Source organism: Rhizobium sp. SEMIA4064 (genome assembly GCF_003025035.1).
Taxonomy (GTDB): domain Bacteria; phylum Pseudomonadota; class Alphaproteobacteria; order Rhizobiales; family Rhizobiaceae; genus Rhizobium; species Rhizobium paranaense.
The window spans coordinates 214,172-233,849 of the sequence record NZ_PYJN01000005.1 but is presented as its reverse complement, the minus strand read 5'-3'; the positions used below and the strand labels follow the sequence as shown (position 1 = coordinate 233,849).

The 19,678-nt window shown below is 59.7% G+C and carries 19 protein-coding genes and 1 tRNA gene; 11 read left to right on the top strand and 9 right to left on the bottom strand.

Annotated elements, in window-relative coordinates; genetic code table 11:
* Positions 1 to 441: 441 nt before the first annotated feature.
* From C9E91_RS02925 to C9E91_RS02910, 4 genes are all read left to right on the top strand, one after another.
* The gene (locus C9E91_RS02925) at positions 442 to 1,269 is read left to right on the top strand and encodes a hypothetical protein (protein WP_146143971.1); all 828 of its coding nucleotides are present in this window, start codon (positions 442 to 444) and stop codon (positions 1,267 to 1,269) included.
* 170 nt (positions 1,270 to 1,439) lie between these two features.
* A complete protein-coding gene (locus C9E91_RS02920; RefSeq protein ID WP_107106861.1) occupies positions 1,440 to 1,709 on the top strand; it encodes a PsiF family protein in 270 nt (89 codons plus the stop codon).
* 249 nt (positions 1,710 to 1,958) lie between these two features.
* The gene (locus C9E91_RS02915; protein ID WP_107106860.1) at positions 1,959 to 2,861 is read left to right on the top strand and encodes a GNAT family N-acetyltransferase; all 903 of its coding nucleotides are present in this window, start codon (positions 1,959 to 1,961) and stop codon (positions 2,859 to 2,861) included.
* Positions 2,862 to 3,115: 254 nt separating this feature from the next.
* Complete coding sequence (locus C9E91_RS02910; protein ID WP_107106859.1) at positions 3,116 to 4,657, top strand: FAD-dependent monooxygenase; 1,542 nt, start codon at positions 3,116 to 3,118, stop codon at positions 4,655 to 4,657.
* 38 nt (positions 4,658 to 4,695) lie between these two features.
* Here C9E91_RS02910 and C9E91_RS02905 read toward each other — a convergent pair.
* The 3 genes from C9E91_RS02905 to C9E91_RS02895 all read right to left on the bottom strand — a co-directional run bounded on the left by C9E91_RS02905 (position 4,696) and on the right by C9E91_RS02895 (position 8,590).
* Positions 4,696 to 4,772, bottom strand: a tRNA-Arg gene (locus C9E91_RS02905).
* A gap of 125 nt (positions 4,773 to 4,897) precedes the next feature.
* Positions 4,898 to 6,418, bottom strand: a complete 1,521-nt coding sequence (locus C9E91_RS02900) for a sensor histidine kinase (RefSeq protein WP_107106858.1) — start codon at positions 6,416 to 6,418, stop codon at positions 4,898 to 4,900.
* 168 nt (positions 6,419 to 6,586) lie between these two features.
* Positions 6,587 to 8,590 carry a HAMP domain-containing methyl-accepting chemotaxis protein gene (locus tag C9E91_RS02895; RefSeq protein WP_107106857.1) on the bottom strand — a complete coding sequence of 668 codons (2,004 nt, stop codon included), beginning with the start codon at positions 8,588 to 8,590 and terminating at the stop codon, positions 6,587 to 6,589.
* Between the two features lie 420 nt (positions 8,591 to 9,010).
* Here C9E91_RS02895 and rpmH point away from each other — a divergent pair, with 420 nt between their 5' ends.
* From rpmH to yidC, 3 genes are read left to right on the top strand one after another with little or no spacing between them, the layout of a single operon-like run.
* A complete protein-coding gene (rpmH, locus tag C9E91_RS02890) occupies positions 9,011 to 9,145 on the top strand; it encodes a 50S ribosomal protein L34 (protein WP_041677194.1) in 135 nt (44 codons plus the stop codon).
* Positions 9,146 to 9,166: 21 nt separating this feature from the next.
* Positions 9,167 to 9,568 carry a ribonuclease P protein component gene (rnpA, locus tag C9E91_RS02885; protein ID WP_107106856.1) on the top strand — a complete coding sequence of 134 codons (402 nt, stop codon included), beginning with the start codon at positions 9,167 to 9,169 and terminating at the stop codon, positions 9,566 to 9,568.
* Positions 9,568 to 11,376 carry a membrane protein insertase YidC gene (gene yidC / locus C9E91_RS02880; RefSeq protein ID WP_107106855.1) on the top strand — a complete coding sequence of 603 codons (1,809 nt, stop codon included), beginning with the start codon at positions 9,568 to 9,570 and terminating at the stop codon, positions 11,374 to 11,376. The genes rnpA and yidC overlap by 1 nt, the downstream gene beginning before the upstream one ends.
* A 56-nt stretch (positions 11,377 to 11,432) precedes the next feature.
* Here the strand turns inward: yidC and C9E91_RS02875 are convergent, their stop codons facing one another.
* Positions 11,433 to 12,335: a dihydrodipicolinate synthase family protein gene (locus tag C9E91_RS02875; protein ID WP_107106854.1), complete on the bottom strand. Its 903-nt coding sequence runs from the start codon at positions 12,333 to 12,335 to the stop codon at positions 11,433 to 11,435.
* Positions 12,336 to 12,434: 99 nt separating this feature from the next.
* On the bottom strand, positions 12,435 to 13,043 hold the full coding sequence (locus tag C9E91_RS02870; RefSeq protein ID WP_107107042.1) for a LysE/ArgO family amino acid transporter: 609 nt from the start codon (positions 13,041 to 13,043) through the stop codon (positions 12,435 to 12,437).
* Between the two features lie 97 nt (positions 13,044 to 13,140).
* Between C9E91_RS02870 and C9E91_RS02865 the strand changes: the two genes are divergently transcribed.
* Positions 13,141 to 14,046: a LysR family transcriptional regulator ArgP gene (locus C9E91_RS02865; protein WP_107106853.1), complete on the top strand. Its 906-nt coding sequence runs from the start codon at positions 13,141 to 13,143 to the stop codon at positions 14,044 to 14,046.
* Positions 14,047 to 14,155: 109 nt separating this feature from the next.
* On the top strand, positions 14,156 to 14,815 hold the full coding sequence (gene yihA, locus C9E91_RS02860; protein ID WP_107106852.1) for a ribosome biogenesis GTP-binding protein YihA/YsxC: 660 nt from the start codon (positions 14,156 to 14,158) through the stop codon (positions 14,813 to 14,815).
* Between the two features lie 56 nt (positions 14,816 to 14,871).
* On the opposite strand, the gene C9E91_RS02855 is transcribed toward yihA, so the two are convergent.
* The 3 genes from C9E91_RS02855 to C9E91_RS02845 all read right to left on the bottom strand — a co-directional run bounded on the left by C9E91_RS02855 (position 14,872) and on the right by C9E91_RS02845 (position 16,783).
* Positions 14,872 to 15,429, bottom strand: a complete 558-nt coding sequence (locus C9E91_RS02855; RefSeq protein ID WP_107106851.1) for a fasciclin domain-containing protein — start codon at positions 15,427 to 15,429, stop codon at positions 14,872 to 14,874.
* Positions 15,430 to 15,536: 107 nt separating this feature from the next.
* Positions 15,537 to 16,247 (bottom strand): anti-sigma factor, encoded by a 711-nt coding sequence (locus C9E91_RS02850; RefSeq protein WP_107106850.1) that lies wholly within the window; start codon positions 16,245 to 16,247, stop codon positions 15,537 to 15,539.
* Entirely contained in the window at positions 16,244 to 16,783 is a 540-nt protein-coding gene (locus C9E91_RS02845) for a sigma-70 family RNA polymerase sigma factor (protein WP_107106849.1), read from the bottom strand. Before C9E91_RS02845 ends, C9E91_RS02850 begins: the two co-directional genes overlap by 4 nt.
* Before the next feature lie 205 nt (positions 16,784 to 16,988).
* Here C9E91_RS02845 and argB point away from each other — a divergent pair, with 205 nt between their 5' ends.
* A complete protein-coding gene (gene argB, locus C9E91_RS02840; RefSeq protein ID WP_028751062.1) occupies positions 16,989 to 17,876 on the top strand; it encodes an acetylglutamate kinase in 888 nt (295 codons plus the stop codon).
* 100 nt (positions 17,877 to 17,976) lie between these two features.
* On the opposite strand, the gene C9E91_RS02835 is transcribed toward argB, so the two are convergent.
* The gene (locus C9E91_RS02835; protein WP_107106848.1) at positions 17,977 to 18,747 is read right to left on the bottom strand and encodes an isocitrate lyase/PEP mutase family protein; all 771 of its coding nucleotides are present in this window, start codon (positions 18,745 to 18,747) and stop codon (positions 17,977 to 17,979) included.
* Positions 18,748 to 18,963: 216 nt separating this feature from the next.
* On the opposite strand from C9E91_RS02835, the gene C9E91_RS02830 reads away from it, so the two are divergent.
* A complete protein-coding gene (locus C9E91_RS02830) occupies positions 18,964 to 19,668 on the top strand; it encodes a pyrimidine 5'-nucleotidase (protein WP_107106847.1) in 705 nt (234 codons plus the stop codon).
* Positions 19,669 to 19,678: the final 10 nt, after the last annotated feature.

Below are 19,678 nucleotides of genomic sequence, written 5' to 3'. Positions count from 1 at the left end.
ACAAGCTCGGAGCGGGCTTGTCCTCTTCCCGTTAGCGTGATCCAGCACGCCATCAGATGGCAGCGGCATCGGTAGAGAGCAGCACGATCTCTCTCGCCACGCCGGCGGAACCGCACCCTTGCCCGGCCATCTTCCTGATCTTCTTTAGCAAAATCGAATTGATTGTGTGAGCGCATGGGTGCACCCCTTTTTGGGGTAGGTTGATCCGATCGTAGGATGTCCCTCCACCATTGGACTAGATGACAAAAATGTGAACGGCAATCACAGTTTCGTGACGTTTCCAACGTCTCTATCAACTGGGGGATTCCGATCATGCTTACAGCCACCGTGACCAAACCAGCTTCCCTGGATACGCAAAGTATCGCGGTGGGACCGAATGCTTTTAGAAATGACTTCAATAAAAGATCATTCCAATTCAGCCACAACTTGGTCGGACATCAGTTGTTCTCGCTTCCGCGCCTTGCCGAACTTGCGAAATCACTGCTTACGGACACGAGCACGAGAAGCGTGCGCTGGCAGGCGGGTGGGGCGCCAGTGGACGCCGGCTGGGCCGTGCCGCTGAACGACAAGGTGGAGAGCGTCAACGAAGCGATCTCGAACCTGGCTGTGTCAGGATCGTGGGTGCTGCTCTACAGCGTTCAGCGCGATCCCGAATATCGCGCATTGCTTGATCAGCTCATGACCGAAATCCTCGCCGACACCGGTTGCTCGCGGGACGAAGTCACCTGGGAGGATGCCTACATATTCCTGGCCTCGCCCGACGCCGTAACGCCCTATCACATCGACCATGAAGCAACATTTCTGTTCCAGATCCACGGCAACAGAACCGCCAACATATGGGACGCAAACGATCGTTCCGTCCTGCCCGATAAAGAAATCGAAAAATATTACATCGGCGATCTCAACGCCGCCAAATACACCGTCGAAAAACAAAGCAAGGCGACGGTCTATGCCTTGAACCAGGGAACCGGCGTCCACCACCCGTCGAAAGCGCCGCATGCTTTCAAGAACGGCGATATCTATTCGATCGCTCTCGGCATTCATTTCTGCGTGCGCGATTGCGATCAGCAGGCGTCCGTCTACCAGATGAACTATCTGCTGCGGCGCTGCGGCCTGAAGCCGACGGCCCCTGGAAAATCCGCATGGCGCGACAAACTGAAGACCTCGATCATCGGAATGTTTGCCGACAAGAACCCGAAGACCAAGCACGACATGCTGCGCTCCGGCTTCAAGAAGATGACCGCGCCGTTACGGACCGTTCTGAAATAAAGGTGGAGGGCCGGGCTACTGCCCGGCCCCTTCGACATCGCGAAATAGTCCTGTTCGCAGCGGGCCATGGGTCAAAGGGGCGCATTGCTTTTGCTAATATATCGGTTCAGCCTTTCGTTGCTGACCACGCGTCATGCGTGTCATAGGAGTCGGCCAGCGGAGGATTGACCATGAGACTTGTCGCAATATTCGCAGCTACAGCGGTTGTCGCTCTCATCGGCACCAGTGCCATGGGGCAAACAACGACGGCACCGGCAACGACAACTACGCCGATGACCACCACGAAAACGCCGAGCACCACCGCCAAGCAAAAGGCGGCAACGCCCGCGCAATCGGAAATTTCGAAGGCATGCTCAGCACAGGCCGACGCAAAGGGGCTTCATGGCAAGGAACGCTCCAAGTTCCGCAGCCAATGCAAGAAAAATGGCGGCAAGGGGTAAATAGGTCGAACCCGGCCCTGCGGCTGTCTTGGCGGCAACCGCCTGAAATAAGCGCAACAAAGTTGCCGCCACTGACTTCATGCGCGCGTGGCTGAGCAGGCGCGATAGTATCATGGACGATATCTCCGCTCTCCCGTGGCATTGAGAGGTGCTCTCACGGGCTGGGGGTGTCTGAGACCATTCTGAAAACTGGTATAGTTGGCGTTGCGGATCGCGCGCTGTTTCGGAAGCCTTTGCCGGAGCTATTCAATGTCGCTTGTTTACAGACCTGCTCGAGCAGACGATTTGGCCGCGTCCGATGCTCTGGTGGTTGCCGCCATCAACGATCTTACCGTTCGCCATGGCTTCGGCCCGATGGCCACAGCAAGCCCTCCCAGCTTTCAACTCTTTTCGCTCAATGACGACCCGGATGGCCTGTGGGTCGCCGAGGACGGCGGAGAGCTTCTCGGCTTTGCCTGGAGTTGGGTTTGCGGGAATGTTTGGTTTCTCGCGCAGTTGTTCGTCGATCCCGCCCGACAAGGCCAGGGCATCGGAAATGAACTATTGGGACGAACCGTAGAGCATGCCCGGAAATCGGGAGCAGTTCACAAGGCACTTATTACCTTCACCTTCAATCGCGTCTCGCAGGGCCTGTACATGCGGCACGGCCTCTTTCCCAAGATGCCGATTTACCTTTTCAATGCCGCGCGCGAGCGGGTGATGCAGGAACTGCCGGCGCCGCCACTGCGCGCCATCGCGATCGACGGCAGCGCCGCAACCATGAAAAAGCTCGCCGAGATCGACTCCCGCGCCATAGGCGCCTCGCGCGAGAAGCATCATCGCTACCTGCTCGATGACCCGACGACAACGGGAGTGCTGCTCTGCGCCGGCAGCGATTGCGTCGGCTACAGCTATCTCGCATCAAGTGGGCACATCGGCCCCCTCGCCGTCACGCGGCCTGACTTTCTCCACGATGCCTTTACGACTGCGCTGAAACTGGCGGCAGATCGCTCTGCTGAGAACGTATCGGCGTTTCTGCCGGGCACATGCGACAGCGTCCTGAGCCTTGCGGTCAAGCAAGGTATGCGAATCACCTTTCCCATGCTGTTGATGGCATCGCCGGAGTATGGTGACTGGACGCAGTATCTGCCGCGAAATCCGGGGTTTATGTGATCGGTCGTCTGCCTGCGGTAACGAAGAACCCTTGCGGATCAATCGCCACACCGCTATTTACCCGACGTCGGAAAAGGCAGACTTGGTTTGGTAAGCCCAAGTCCTTTTGGTAACGAAAGCTCTGGTCTTTGGCCTCGCGCATGAGACCCCCACGACGAACATCGGGCGCTGCGCCAGCGCCCAACTGTTCGTCCGTGTGGTTCTCAAACCTGAGGAACGCTCCGGTCGAACATCATCGACACAGGAGCCCGTTCATGCCCAACCGCCCCTTAGCTCTTTATGACGTTGTGATTGCTGGAGCCGGTCCCGTCGGCCTGTTCCTCGCCTGCGAGCTGCGCCTTGCCGATCTCTCGGTGCTGGTGCTGGAGCAAGCCGAAGACCCGCGCTCACCCTTGAAGCAACTTCCGTTCGGAATGCGCGGCCTTTCCGCGCCCACTCTCGAAGCCCTTTACCGTCGCGGATTGCTGGACGACATCGTCGCGGCGCAGCGTGCAAACGATGCCTCGGGCAGCACCGTGGCCGCCGCGCACTGGCTGCAGCAGCCGCGCCACCCGGCCGGCCATTTCGCCGGTATCCAATTCTTCCACGACAAAATCGATAGCTCCAAGTGGCCCTATCGCCTGCCAAGTCCGGCCGGCGTCAACATGGCGGTCGACATGGAGACCCTCGAAGCCGTCCTGAGCGCTAGCGCAACCGCCACGGGGGCCGAGATCAGGCGCGGCCTCGGCGTCGAGACGTTCGACCAGTCGGATGACGAGGTGACCATCCGTGCCGGCGGCGAGGCTTTTCGCTGTCGCTGGCTCGTTGGTTGCGATGGCGGGCGCAGCGCAGTGCGCAAGGCCGGCGGCTTCGATTTCGTCGGCACTGATCCCGAATTCACCGGCTATTCGATCGAAGTCGAGATGGCCGATCCGGACATCCTCCGCGTGGGCCGCAGCTACACCTCGACGGGCATGTACACCTATGCGCGGCCCGGGACGATCGCGATGGTCGACTTCGACGGCGGCGCGTTCCACCGGAACCAGCCGATCACCCTCGACCATACACAAGCGGTGTTACGCAGCGTCTCTGGCACAGACGTTGCGTTGACGGCTCTCCGGCTGGCCACGACTTGGACGGATCGCGCGTACCAAGCGGTGTCTTATCGCAACGGGCGAGTGCTGCTTGCCGGGGACGCCGCACACGTACACTCCCCGCTGGGCGGCCAGGGCCTCAATCTCGGGCTCGGTGATGCAATGAATCTCGGCTGGAAGCTGGCCGCCACCCTTCGCGGCGATGCGCCGGTCGATCTGCTAGATACCTATACGAGCGAGCGGCATCCGGTCGGAGCGCAGATACTCGACTGGTCGCGCGCGCAGGTCGCGATCATGCGGCCAAGCCGGAGCTCACGCGCGCTCGAAGCCATCCTCCGCGATCTGATTGAGACGCGCGATGGCGCGACCTATTTCGCCGAACGTGCGTGGGGCGTTTCCCTCCGCTATGATCTTGGCAACAGCCAACCGCTCGTGGGCCGCAGCGTTCCCGACTTCGAATTGGTCGACGGTACGAAGATCGGCGATCTTCTCAGGACCGGAAGGGGCTTACTTTTAGACTTTGACGCTCGCGCACCGCTTCATGGGCTTGCGCGCCGCTGGAGCGGGCGGATCGCTTATGTCGCAAGTGACGTCAAGGATCGGCTGGGCTTGAGCGCTGTATTGGTACGCCCCGATGGCTTCGTCGCTTGGGTTGCCGACACCACCCCTATTCTTGAGGAAGCTATTCAGGTTGCCGCGCGTTGGTTCGGCGAACCAGGGTAGGCTCGTTGTGACCATCATTGTTTTGGAGTTATGAAAAATGGCGCACCCGAAGAGATTCGAACTCCTGACCCCCAGATTCGTAGTCTGGTGCTCTATCCAGCTGAGCTACGGGTGCGTGGCCGAAACGGAAGAAACCGTTGGCGTGGGCGGTTCTCTAAAGGGTCCTTTCGGGGAATGCAAGTGGATTTGTGAAAAAGATCGCGATTTTCGCAAACGATCTGACGAAGCGGCTGAAAACACTCAGTTTTCGTGGAAGGAGCGACTGCGGTAGTCGTCGAGCGAGACCGGGCGGTCGGGGATTTCGATGCGAAATTGGGTGCCGGCGGCCGGTTTTTCCACAAGCGCGATGGTGCCGCCATGGGCAAGCACCAGTTCGCGGGCGATCGCCAGGCCCAAGCCGGTGCCGCCGGAGCGCGCGGAGCCGCGGAAGGCGGTAAAAAGATTTTCCCGCGCCTTTTGCGGCATGCCCGGGCCGGTATCGTCGACAGTGATGCTGACGACACTGCCGATGCGGCGCGCCGACACGGTGATGCGGCGAATGCTGTCGGGCGCGGTCTCGGCGAAGGCGACCAAGGCCTGGTGGGCATTGCGGCAGAGATTGTGGATGATGCGGAACAGTTGCTCGCTGTCGGCGTCGACCTCCAGATCCGGGCTCATCTGCACGACGAATTCGATGCCGCTATCGGGATCGATCGCCAGGATATCGCGCACCTCGTCGATGAGTTCGAGCAGGTGCACGCGGCGGCGCCGCGGGGCCGATTCGGAGGTCTGGCCGAAGGACAGAACCTCGGTCGTATAGCCAACGGCGCGGTCGATGGTGCGCAGCAACTTCGGTGCAAAGCGCTTGACCATCGGATCGTCGACGTCGACCAGGCGGTCGGACATCAGTTGCGCGGCCGACAGGATGTTGCGCATGTCGTGGTTGATCTTGGACACGGCGAGACCGAGGGCAGCGAGGTTTTTCTGCTGCTTCAGCGTCTTCTGCAACTGCGACTGCATGGAAGCAAGGTGGCGGCCGGCCACGGCCAGTTCGTCGCGTCCCCCATCCGACACCAGCACGCGGCTGGGGTCTTCCGGATCCTGCGAAAAGGTCTGCATGCTGTCGGTCAGCCGGCGGATCGGGCGGATCATCATGCGATTGATAGCGAAGAAGATCAGGGTCGCGGTGAACAGCGAAATCAGGATCGAAACGAAAAGGACGCTGCCGGAATAGGCAAGCATGGCGTTGCGCAGCCTTGTATCCTTCAACACCACTTCGATGCCGGTGCTATCGTCGCCGCCGACCGGGCCGAAGACGCGGATGACGCGATTGCCGCCGAACAGCAGCGTGTCCAGCGCATCGCGGATCGCTGTCGGCAGCGAGACGTCGCTCAAATCATATTGCTCGTCGACGGAAGACGGCATCTCGGCGGTCGCCAACAGCCGCGAGGTCCCGTCCTTGCGCAGCACGATGGCGCGCGTGCCCGTCGCCATCAGCGTTTCCTTCTGCAGCGCGCGGGGCAGTTCGACCGGCTGCAGGCCATCGATGACGATGGCGGCGGCGGCGGCCGTGTTCAGCCGGTCTTCCAGCCAGCGCAAACGCATATTGGCGACGGAAGGGACGAAGATCAGCACTTCGGCAAGCAGGATGAAAACGACTGTGAGCATCAGCAGCTTGCCGGAAAGACCGCCGAAAATGCCTGTTGGGCGATAGAAACGCGAGTGAGTCCGAGCCTCGGCCTTGCCGCCTTCGCCGACGTTCCTGTCTTGCTCACTATCCATTTCGGCTGTCCCGCTTTGTTTCAAAGCGATCTGATGACGACATATCGAAGCAGATAATAGGAGATTGTGACAGTTTTTCCAATCGCCTCTGTAACAGTGCGGCCGTTAGCGCATGTCAAAGGCGGGAAAGGCGCACCAGCGCGCCTTTCCGTCTGAGCCCAGGTAGGATCAGAATTCTTCCCAGCCCTGCGCTGCGGGAGCTGCCGCGCCGCCACCCGTGAAGGCACTGGCGACCTTGCCCATCATGCGGCGTGCCGGCGATGCGACGGGGCGATGCGTTTCGGCGCGGGCCGATACGGGCGCCGAGGCGGCGCTGATGTCGACCTTGAAGCGAGCGACGAGCCGAACGAGACCATCGGCCTCGCCCGAGAGGCGATGGGTGGCGGCAGAGGTTTCCTCGACCATGGCGGCGTTGCGCTGCGTCACCTCGTCCATCTGGTTGACCGCCTTGTTCACCTCGGTGAGGCCAGTCGACTGTTCGCGGGCGGCCGTTGCGATCGAATGGATATGATCGTTGATCTTCAGCACCCGCCCCTCGATCGCCGCCAGCGCTTCGCCGGTTGCCTGCACCAGCTTGACGCCGACCTGCACCTCATCACCGGACTTGCTGATCAGCGCCTTGATGTCCTTGGCGGCCGTGGCGGAGCGCTGGGCCAGTTCGCGAACTTCCTGGGCGACGACGGCGAAGCCCTTGCCGGCCTCCCCGGCACGGGCGGCCTCGACGCCGGCATTCAACGCCAGCAGATTGGTCTGGAAGGCGATCTCGTCGATGACGCCGATGATCTGGCTGATCTCGCCGGATGCCTGTTCGATGCGGCCCATGGCATCGACGGCATTGCGAACCACCTTGCCGGAATGAGCGGCGTTCTCCTTGGCTTCCGTCACCATGACGCTCGCCTCCTGCGCCCGCTCGGTCGAGCTTTGCACGACGGCGGTGATCTGGTCGAGCGCAGCCGAGGTCTCTTCCAGGGCGGCGGCCTGCTGTTCCGTACGCTTCGCCAGATCGTCGCTGGCAGCGCGCAGTTCGTTGGTGTTGGTATTGATGGAGCCGGTCGTCTCGCGCACTTCGCGCATGGTGCTCTGGAGGGTCGCAAAGGTGCTGTTGACGTTCTGCTGCAGTTCGGCGAAGGCGCCGTGGAACTCGCCCCGCATGGTCTGGGTCAGATCGCCTTCCGCAAGGCTTGCAAGGACGCGACGGACCTCGCCGACACCAGTGTCGACGCTCGTCAGAAGCTCGTTGATATTGCCGGCAAAGCGATTGAGGTTGACGTCGCCGTAATCCTTTTCGATGCGGCGGCTGAAATCGCCGGCGGCAGCGGCGGAAACGACAAGCGACATGCTGGATTGCAGGTCGTCGCTCTTGGCACGCATGGCCGTTTCCTCGGCATTCATGCGGCGCACAGCATTGCCGTTCTGCTTGAAGACATCGACGGCGGCAGCCATGTCGCCGATTTCGTCGGCGCGGCCGGCAAAGGGAACTTCGATATCGAAATTGCCGTCAGCCACTTGCTTGATGGTCTCCGTCACCTTGCGGATCGGTCGGCTCAGATGCATGGTGCCGATATACATGCCAAGGCCGGCACCGGCGCCAATCGCCGCCACCATCATGCCGAGCACGGCCCACATGACCGTTTGGCGGAAATCCGTGACCTCGTCATCGACAACGTCGAGTGCTGCTTTGTCAGCCTGAACGACCGCATCGATCTCGGCCTGGAATGCCTTACGGTTGGCGCGATTGGCGTCGTTGTTGCCCTGCTTGTTGGCGGCCTCCGGACTGTCGTTCACACCGAGCCGAGCGGTCTCTGTTCGAAACGTACGGAATTCCCGGGCACGATCCTGCAGTTTGGAGAATTCGGTTTTCTGCTCTTCGGGAACCAGTGGCGACCAGGCAGCAATCACCTTGTCGATCTCGTCCAGGTCCTTCATCAATCCATCGGCGAAGTTCTTGGCATCCTTGGCGGTATCGGAGGCATAGATGCCGCGCGATTCCATCACGACCGCGGTGACATAGCGGTTCAGACGCTCGCCCATATAGGCACGGCTCGACGCAAGCTCGTAGGCCTGAAGCTGCCCGTCATATTGATCGACCGCGTAAAGAGCGGTTGCGCCGATCAACAGTGCGGCACCGGCCATTACGGCTACGAGCAGATTGATTTTACCACGAATCTTCAACGATATGCCCCCTCGAAGCGGAAGACCCCAAAAAGCCAGGGTTTTCCCGACATATCGCTAGATATCGACTAAAATTATTAAAGTTATCTTGCGGGCATTTCGAATATAAATTTTCAAAACACTTTCAATTAACTGACGAATTCGCGGCAATCGCCGCATCTAATATTATAAAAAGTGAAGCTTAGTAGTTAAAATACCTGCCTGCGGTTGTATCACCGGGACACGTAAGGTGCGCAAGAAGCCAGGTTCCAGGAATCTGCGCCGGTATAATTGACTTCCGGGGCCTTGATCCGTATAAGCCCGCGCACGTCCGGTCATGGAGCCTGCATTTGCCGGCCAAGCCCGTTCGCCATAATCAACAACGCTCCTTGCTTTTAAAGCAAAGCTCAAGAAGGGCCGCACTCCGCGGTGTTTAAATAAATGAAGCGTACCTATCAACCATCCAAGCTTGTCCGCAAGCGTCGTCACGGTTTCCGTGCGCGCATGGCTACCAAGGGCGGCCGCGCGGTTCTCTCCGCTCGCCGTAACCGCGGTCGCAAGCGTCTTTCGGCCTAAGGGCCGGAATGCCCGATAAAGATGGCGGGCGAATTGACGAATGAACGACCAACAAAGACTGTCGGGCGGCTGAAAAGCCGGCCGCAGTTTCTTGCAGTCCGCGAAGGCGAAAAACGCCGGGGAAGCCTCTTCCTCATCGAAGTGCTGGACCGCAAGCTCTCCGACGCCGAACCCCGCGTTGGATTTACCGTCACCAAAAAACATGGCAACGCGGTCGAACGAAACCGCATGCGGCGCAGGCTGAAAGAAGCTGTGCGACTTCATGCGGGATTTGCAATGCAGCCCGGACACGACTATGTGGTTGTCGCGCGGCGCGATGTGCTGACCGCATCTTTCGAGAAATTGACGGGCGAGCTCGTCAGCCGCATCGAAACCAGGCCGAAACACCGGCGGCCGGAAACGGACCGCTCCAGGAAAGTATGATGGAAAATAACCGCAATTACTTCATTGCAATTGCCCTGTCTGTGCTGATCGTTCTCGGCTGGCAGTTTTTCTACATGAACCCGCGCCTCGAAGCGCAGCGCCAGGCCGAACAGGCCGCCAAGCTGCAGCAGCAGACGCAGCAGGCTCAGACGACGCAGACGCAGGCCCCGGCCGCAGGCACCACCGTGAACGGCTCGGCTCCGGCGAACGGCCAGACCGCACCGACGACCCTCGACCGCAATCAATCGGTTGCCAAGACGTCGTCCTCGCGCGTCATCATCGACACGCCCGCGCTTGCCGGTTCCATCAATCTGGAAGGTGCCCGTTTCGACGATCTGCAGCTCAAGGCCTATCATGAGACGGTAGACAAGAGCAGCCCGATCATCACGCTGTTCAGCCCGGCCGACACCAAGGACGGCTATTTCACCGAACTCGGCTTTATCGGCAGCGATGTAGCCGGCACCGTTCCCGGCCCCTCGACGGTCTGGACGCTGGCCAGCGGCGACAAGCTGACCGAGAAGACGCCGGTAACGCTCTCCTATACCAACGACAAGGGCGTCACCTTTACCCGCACCATTTCGGTCGACGAACGCTACATGTTCACGATCACCGACAAGATCGCCAACGCCGGTCAGGCGCCGGTGACACTCTCGACCTATGGCCGCGTGACCCGCTACAACAAGCCGACCACGCCCACGGCCTATGTGTTGCATGAAGGCTTTATCGGCGTCATCGGCGATGATGGCCTGATCGAGACCAAATATACCGCTGCCGAAAAGGAAGCCGTCAATCCGGCGAAGGCGACCGGCGGCTGGCTCGGCATCACGGACAAGTACTGGGCCGCGACGATTGTGCCGCCGCAGTCGACCGCCTACGATGCCCACTTCTCGCACTTTACCGATGGCCAGCCACGCTATCAGGCCGACTATAAGCAGGATCCGGTCACCATCGCCCCCGGCCAGACGCAGGAGCTGAAGAGCCTGGTCTTCGCCGGTGCCAAGGAAGTTCCGGTCATCGACCGCTACGAGACGAGCTATTCGATCCCGCGTTTCGACCGCCTGATCGACTGGGGCTGGTTCTATTTCATCACCAAGCCGATGTTCAAGTTGATGGATTTCTTCTTCCACTTCTTCGGCAATTTCGGCGTCGCCATCCTCTGCACGACCATCGTCGTCAAGGCGTTGTTCTTCCCGCTCGCCAGCAAGCAATATGCCTCCATGGCGAACATGAAGCGCATGCAGCCGAAGATGGAAGAGCTGAAGGCCAAGTTCGGCGACGATCGCATGGGCCTGCAGCAGGCGACGATGCAGCTCTACAAGGAAGAGAAGATCAACCCGATCGCGGGCTGCTGGCCGGTGCTGCTGCAGATCCCGATCTTCTTCTCGCTCTACAAGGTGATCTACATCACCATCGAGATGCGCCATGCACCGTTCTTCGGCTGGATTCAGGACCTTTCTGCTCCCGATCCGACGTCGATCGTCAACCTGTTCGGCCTGCTGCCGTTTGCCGCACCGACCATCCTGCATCTGGGTGTCTGGCCGCTGATCATGGGCGTGACCATGTTCCTGCAGATGCGCATGAACCCGACGCCGCCGGACCCGACACAGGCGATGATCTTCACCTGGATGCCGCTGGTGTTCATGTTCATGCTCTCCAGCTTCCCGGCGGGCCTCGTGATCTACTGGGCGTGGAACAACACGCTGTCGGTCATCCAGCAGTCGATCATCATGAAGCGCCACGGCGTGAAGGTGGAACTCTTCGACAATCTGAAGGGCCTCTTCAAACGAAAACCGGCGCCATCGAAATGATGATACAAGCCCCGCTTCGGCGGGGCTTTTCTTTTATATGCGGATATGGTGCTGACCTACAGGCCCGAGACCGAACCCAACGTCTTCAATGCCTCCGTAACGCGCTGCCGCGCGGACGCGGGGAGCCCAAGAACGGGCCGAGGCGGCTCGAACCTGCCGAGATCGAGGGCTTCTGCGATCGCGAACATGACACGGAAGCTGCCGAATTCCTTGAACAGCGACCACAGCGGCTCGAATGCCTTGTTGATGGTTCGTGCCTTCTCCACATCACCACTTTGTGCCGCTCTCGTCAGAGCGAGCGCCTCGGCCGGCAAAAGCCCGGCAACGACGCTGTACCACGCGTCCGCTCCTGCCAGCAGAGCGTCGGCGGCGCCCCAATCGCCGCTATAACCTATCGCGAAGCCGGATTGGGTCTCCGATCTCAGGCTCTCAAGCTCTGACCGGAAATCTGCGTCCGATGGTAGCGGCATCTTTACGGCCTGGATGTTCGCAACCTTTGCCAGCCTGGCGATCAGCTTGTTGCTGAACGTGAATTTCGTGGTGCCGGGATTGTTGTAGATGCACAAGGGAAGCTGACCGGCGTCGGCCACAGCCGCGAAGTGTTCGTAGACCTCATCATCTGTCAGCGGCGTGTATGAAACTGGCGCAAGGAGAAGGGCGTCCGCTCCTGCCTGCACGGCATCGCGTGCTAAGGCTTGAGCCTCATCCGTACGCAGCGCACCGACCCCAACGATGACCGGTATCGTTCCTCCGACGGCCGACATCGCGGCATCGACGGCGCGGCGTCGCTGATCGCGAGACAGAAACATATATCCGCCCGTGCTCCCGAGCAAGCCGATCGAGTCAGCCTTCGCTGCGGCGATACGCATCAAAAGCCGAGCCAGTGCAGCGGTATCGACGACGCCGGGCTCATCGGTTGGCGTGATCGGAAAAGCCGAAAGACCGTGAAAAAGCGTCATACCCTGTTCCCTTCTGAACTCGCGAAAGTAGGAGCTTCATGCCCGCCGCGCCTTCCAATGCAGGTCGTATGGCATGGCGTTCCTCGATCCCGGCGAACTTCACATTCCGCCGAGAAGTTTGAAAGCGATCAGCCACATGACGCAAGCGACGATTGCCTCGAGAATGCGCCAGGACGCCGGCCGCGAAAAGATAGGCTTAAGTCGGGTCGCGCCGTATCCCAGTGAAAAGAAAAACAGGAACGACCCCGTCATGGCCCCTGCGGCAAACTCCGCCTGATGTCCTGGAAAGCGTGTCGCGATCGTTCCGAGAAGCACGACGGTGTCGAGGTAGACGTGAGGATTGAGCCAGGTCAGGGCGAGGCACATGGCCATGGTCTTGCCGAAGCTCGCCGAACTGCTGTTCGCCACCGAGAGAGCGCCGGTGGATCGTATCGCGGATAACAGGCTTTTCGCCCCATACCAGACGAGAAATGCCGTCCCGCCATAACGCATGGCGGGATCGAGCCATGGCAGCACTGCGATGACCTGCTTTAAGCTCGTAACACCAATCACGATGAGAACAGCGTCCGACAGAGCGCAAGCAAGGCAGACCGCAAAGACGTATTCGTGGCGCAGACCTTGGCGAAGAATGAACGCGTTTTGCGCGCCAATGGCGACAATGAGACTGAGCCCCATCGTCATTCCGGTAAAATATGTCGAAAAGTCCATGCCCAAATCGCCCGCCTGAAAACCTCTCGGCTCCATAGACCGGGGCGCTGATTTAGGGTACTTAAACCTACTAACTCTGATTAAGTACAGCTTATCCATGATCGACTACCCGGCTCTTCGCGTTCTCTTCGCCGTTGTTCAATCTGGCAGCTTCGAAAAAGCGGCGGCGGTATTGAACGTCACGCCATCGGCTGTTTCTCAGCGGATCAAGCAACTCGAAGAACGGGTCGGCACCGCACTTGTCATCAGAGGGACGCCCTGCATCGCCACGGAACAGGGCGACTGGCTTTGCCGGCACATGGAAAACGTCGGCATTCTGGAAAGCGAATTGCTCGAACATCTCCCCTCTCTCAGCGAGCGTGGAAAACTTCAGCAGCGGGTCACGCTTCAGGTCGCGACGAACGCCGATAGCCTTGGAACCTGGTTTCTGGAAGCAGCGGCGCAGTTCGCCAAAACCTCCGACTATCTTCTCAATGTCTCGGTAGACGATCAGGATTACACGGCGGAATGGCTTCAGCGCGGAAGGGTCATTGCTGCCGTCACCAGCATGGAACAACCGATTTCCGGATGCCGCCGATATTCCCTGGGCGCTATGCGCTACCATGCCACGGCAAGCCCCGACTTTATTCGGCGGTATTTTCCGGGCGGCGTGACGCCGGAGGCCATAGCCATCGCGCCTTCATTGATCTTCAGCCAGAAGGATCGCCTTCAGATCGATTGGCTCCAGCGTGTGTTCGGAGGAGTTGACCGCAACGTGCCAACACACTGGCTGCCCTCCACACAAGGTTTCGTGGAAGCCAGCCTGCGAGGGATGGGCTGGGGTATGAACCCGGTTCACCTCATCCAGGACCATATTCGGGCCGGCCGGCTGGTCGAACTGGTGCCGGAAACGCCGCTTGATGTCACCCTCTACTGGCAGATTAGCCGTCTCGCCGCAGACCGGCTTGCGCTGCTGACCCAAACCGTCATCGACGTTGCAAAAAGATCGCTGATTCCGTCGTGACGACCACCATGGGCCGCCAACACCAACGATGAGCTGGCGATCAAAACTTGACTTTCGCGGGTAAAACCTCGAAGCCAGTCAGCCAAGTGAACCGGAAGACCGCGAGCGCATGGCAGAACAGACGACAAAAGACGACAAGCCGCTTTTCGGGCGCCCCTGGATCTTCATCCGCGGCGTGCCGTCCATGAAGTTCCTGCCGCCGGAGGGGCCATTGGAAGTGGCGTTTGCCGGACGCTCGAATGTCGGCAAGTCGTCGCTGATCAATGCGCTGGTCGGCCATAAAGGTTTGGCGCGCACCTCGAACACGCCGGGCCGCACACAGGAACTCAACTATTTCGTCCCCGACGGCTTTTCCGGCGAAGGCACCGACCTGCCGCCGATGGCCTTGGTGGATATGCCTGGCTACGGCTATGCCGAAGCGCCGAAGGATCAGGTGGATGCCTGGACGAAGCTGGTTTTCGACTATCTGCGGGGCCGGGCGACGCTAAAGCGCGTCTATGTGCTGATCGACAGCCGTCACGGCATCAAGAAAAACGACGAAGAAGTTCTGTCGCTGCTCGACAAGGCCGCCGTTTCCTACCAGATCGTGTTGACCAAAACCGACAAGATCAAGCCCGCGGGCCTGCCGAAGCTGATGGCCGATACGGCTGAAAAGATCCGCAAACGCCCCGCCGCCTATCCCGGCATCCTCGCCACCTCCTCGGAAAAGAGCGAGGGCCTGCAGGAACTACGTCAGGCAATCGGACTCACCGTCGGCATTGCCGTCTGACAAAAAAAGCCGCCGCCCTCGACGCTCGAAGGCGGCGGCAGCTTTGCCGATGGTCGTTACATTTTCGGCAATAACACCTTGTCGACCACATGGATCACGCCGTTCGACTGCTTGACGTCGGCGATGGTGATGTGGGCGGTGCCGCCGGCTTCGTCGGTCAGCGTCAGCTTGCCGCCCATCTCGGTGGCCTTGATCGTGCAGCCGCCGACCGTCTTCAGGTCGTACTCGCCGCCATTGCCCATCGACATCTTCTTGATGGCGGCCGCCATGTCATCGCCAGCAACGACATGACAGGTCAGCACCTTCGTCAACATCGCCTTGTTTTCCGGCTTCAGCAGCGTCTCGACCGTGCCGGGCGGCAGCTTCTTGAAGGCTTCGTTGGTGGGCGCGAAGACGGTGAAGGGGCCTTTGCCTTCCAGTGTGTCGACAAGGCCGGCAGCCTTGACGGCGGCGACCAGCGTCGTGTGGTCCTTCGAGTTGACGGCATTTTCAATGATATTCTTATTGGCGAACATCGGCGCGCCGCCGACGGTCGGGTTCTTCGCATAGACGAGGCCGGTCGCGGCTGAAAGCGTTACGGCCACAGCGGCGATGCGGATTGCGGTCTTGATCATGGCTTGTCCTCTTCCTCTCTTGCCCCGATCAGGCGGGGTCAGAGCAAGATACGGAGGCGCCGAAAGAAGAGTTTCAGCCGCAGTTCTTTTTTCGGAAAAAGATGTCTTCAGGGCAGATGGATGGTGCCGGAAGCGATTACGTCACCCGTGGGCTTGCCCGTCGGCGAACCGCCGAAAGGTTCGACGCTGACGGCGATGATGGCGCCTTCCGTCAGTTTGCCGTGAATCTCCTGCGGCAGAACGATCTCACCCTCGCCGGTCTGCGGCAAGACGCCGAGCGCCTCGGCCGGCTCGCTGCCACGGATCAGCCAGAGTTCCAGCGATTTTTCCTGGGGTTGACCGGCGGCGACCGGTGTCACCTTCAGCCGCCCGCTTGTGACGTCATAATCAGCCAGCAAGTTGATAGCGCTGCTCTGTCCGGCAAGGGAAGCGGTGAGCTGCCTACCCGGTGTCGGTTTCGAGACGCTGTTGGTGACGGTGAAAACCAGGACGCCGGCTGCGATAAACAACGAACCGAAGGCGACTGACCGCCAAAGAAGCAGCGAATTCCAGAGATGAGCACCGAAAGCGGCATCTCCGAAAATGCGCCTCTCGATCTTGGGGAACACTGAGGCCGCCGGCGCGACCATATCGTAATCGTCGTTGAAGCCCGAAAGATTCTGCTCCCAGCGACTGACGATAGCGGCAAACTGCCGATCGCTGCGCATGCGTCGCTCTACCTTTTGTCGGTCCTCCAATGACAGCACGCCAAGCACATATTCTCCGGCCAGGACTTCATCGCGGGAGCGGCCTCCCTTGCTTTGATCGGGCGTACTCATCGGTCCATGCACTCTCTCAGTCTAATCAGGCTTCGGCGCAGCCAGGTACGCATTGTATTCAAAGGCACCGCATATTGCTCAGCTAGTTCCTGGTAGCTCAGGCCGTCCACATAGGCGCTGCGAACAGCCTTGGCTCGATCAGCTTCCAACTCTTCCATGCACCTGTCAATGCGCCTTCCCTCTCCCTTCACCATTGCCTGCTCTTCGGGGCCAGGTTCGGTATCGGCAAGATCATAGGCGGTATCAATTTCATCTGCGACAGGTTTTCGGGCACGGATAGCATCGATCGATTGATTGCGCGCAATCGTGGTCAGCCACGGCATTGCCGGCCCTTCCGAGGCGATAAAACGCTCGGCCCGCTGCCAGATTTTCACGTAGATTTCCTGCAAAACTTCCTCGGCATCCGTCCTGTTGCCGAGGATACGCAGGCAGACGGCATAGAGTTTCGGACTGGTCCTTTTGTAGAGCACGGCAAAAGCTTTCTGGTCGCGCATCGCGACCCGGCCGATGAGCGCCTCTATCTCCTCGCTCGCCATCCGATCCCCCCGATCGCGGCTTCTTCATATTAACTTAAGCGAAAACTATCCGGCGACAAGCTCACTCAAAGGGCAACAAGCTCATTCAAAGGATGAGACTGCGCGGGACGCGCGATATGACGCAGGAAAAACTAATCCTGTCATCATTATTCCCTCTGTCAAAAACTTGAGATAAAAGGCCGCGAACAATTGTACGGGGTGCCCCATGTCCGAATCCCAAAGCGAACTCCAAGCCAGCCTGCTGGCGCAGGCCCTGCCCTACATGCAGCGCTATGAAAACAAGACCATCGTGGTGAAATACGGTGGCCATGCCATGGGCAATGCCGAGCTTGGCAAAGCTTTTGCGGCCGATATCGCACTTCTGAAACAGTCGGGCGTCAACCCGATCGTCGTCCACGGCGGCGGCCCGCAGATCGGCTCCATGCTGACGAAGATGGGCATCGAATCGAAATTCGAAGGCGGCCTGCGCGTGACTGACGCCAAGACCGTCGAGATCGTCGAAATGGTGCTGGCCGGCTCGATCAACAAGGAAATCGTCGCGCTGATCAACCAGACCGGCGAATGGGCGATCGGCCTCTGCGGCAAGGACGGCAACATGGTCTTCGCCGAGAAGGCGCATAAGACCATCAAGGACCCGGATTCCAACATCGAGCGCGTGCTCGATCTCGGCTTCGTCGGCGAGGTGGTCGAAGTCGATCGCACGCTGCTCGACCTGCTTGCCAAGTCCGAGATGATCCCGGTCATCGCTCCGGTCGCCCCTGGCCGTGATGGCGCAACCTATAACATCAACGCCGACACCTTCGCCGGCGCCATTGCCGGCGCGCTCAGCGCCACCCGCCTGCTCTTCCTGACCGACGTTCCGGGCGTGCTCGACAAGCAGGGACAGTTGATCAAGGAACTCTCCGTCGCCCAGGCACATGCGCTGATCGCCGACGGCACGATTTCCGGCGGCATGATCCCGAAGGTCGAGACCTGCATCGACGCCATCAAGGCGGGTGTCCAGGGCGTCGTCATCCTCAACGGCAAGACCGCCCATTCCGTGCTGCTCGAAATCTTTACCGAACACGGGGCCGGCACGCTGATCGTCCCTTAAGAAAAACGCGCCCTCTCCAAGTCTGGAAAGGGCGCTGTTCTCGCTTTGTCGGCAATTGCGCGTTCAACCGAAAACGGTCAACCGCGTCGGGGCATGACGATCAAGTCTGCTGATAGAGCGCCTCGGCCTCGCTCTTCAGCATTCCCATCACTGTCCGGTAGGGAGCGGGGCCGTAGCTGATGCGGCTGACGCCGAGCCTGCCCATCGCAATGTTGTCGGGTGTTGTCGGACGCACCATGATGTTGACCGGCAGAGGAGAGCGATCACAGACGGCTTCGATCAGATCGGCGTCCACAAGCCCCGGCGTGAAAAAGCCGCTGGCGCCGGCCTCCGCAAAAGCATCGGCGCGCCGGTAGGCTTCATCCAGCAGAATCTGATGATGGGCGGTATCGCTTTCCTGTAGGAAAAGATCGGTGCGGGCATTGATGAATAGCGGCATTTCCCGCCGATCGGCCATCTCCCGGATGGCGCGGATACGGGCCACCTGCATCTCTATCGGATGAACGCCGCGGCCGCCGACCACCTGATCCTCGAAATTGATGCCGACTGCGCCATGATCCATAATCTTTTCGACATTGGCGGCGACAGCGTCCGGCTCTATGGCATAGCCGCCTTCGAAATCGACGGAGAGCGGCAGGGGGCTCGTCACTGAAATCAGGCGGGCGATGACCGCCAGCAACGATAGCGGTATCGCCTCGCCATCGCCGAACCCATTGGCGGCAGCGACCGACCAGCTCCCGGTGGCCAGCGCCTTGGCTCCTGCTTCGGTGACCACCTTGGCCGAGCCGGCATCCCAGATATTGAAGAGGATCAGCGGATCGCCCTTCCGATGCAGCCGGGCAAACTCCGCTGCCTTTTCTACCTGACTCATCTTGTCCCCTCCTCAAAAGCCCCACCGGGCGCATCGTGTCCTTCGTAACCGAAGAGGCACAAACTCCTCTCCCCTCCGGCAAATAGTGCAAAACCTTAGAAATCAATCGGTAAAACCATAGCCTGCATTGGAATAGCCGGCAATGTCTGCAGCATTTCTCATATACGCCGCATATTTTCCTTTTCCTCAAGCAATAGTGCGTGCCATAAGGCCGCCATGACCCAAACGAGAACGCTGCCTGAACCCGCCGATTTCTCGGATATCCGCGACTGGGTATTCGATCTCGACAACACGCTCTATCCTCATCATGTCGATCTCTTCGCGCAGATCGACAAGAACATGACGTCATATGTTTCGGCGCTCCTGCAAATGGAACGGGACGAGGCGCGAAAGCTGCAGAAGCAATATTATCGCGACCACGGCACGACGTTGCAGGGGCTGATGATCCATCATCGCATCGACCCCAATGATTTCCTGGAGAAGGCGCATGCGATCGATTACTCGGCTCTGATGCCCCAGCCGGAACTCGCCGCCGCCATCAAGGCGCTGCCGGGGCGCAAATTCATCTTCACCAATGGCAGCGTCAAGCATGCGCAGGCGACCGCCGGCGCGCTCGGCATCCTCGACAACTTCGATGATATTTTCGACATCGTCGCCGCCGATTACGTGCCGAAACCGGCCGGCAGCACCTATGACAAGTTCATGAGCCTCAACCGGGTGGATACCACGCGGGCCGCGATGTTCGAGGACCTGCCGCGCAATCTTACCGTGCCGAAAGCGCTCGGCATGAAGACAGTGCTGCTCGTACCGCAGAATCTTGAGGGCACCGTGGTCGAATGGTGGGAGAAGACGAGCGGCGAGGACGATCATATCGACTATGTGACCGACGATCTCACCGCTTTTCTCAAAACACTCGTTTAACGGTTTTTTA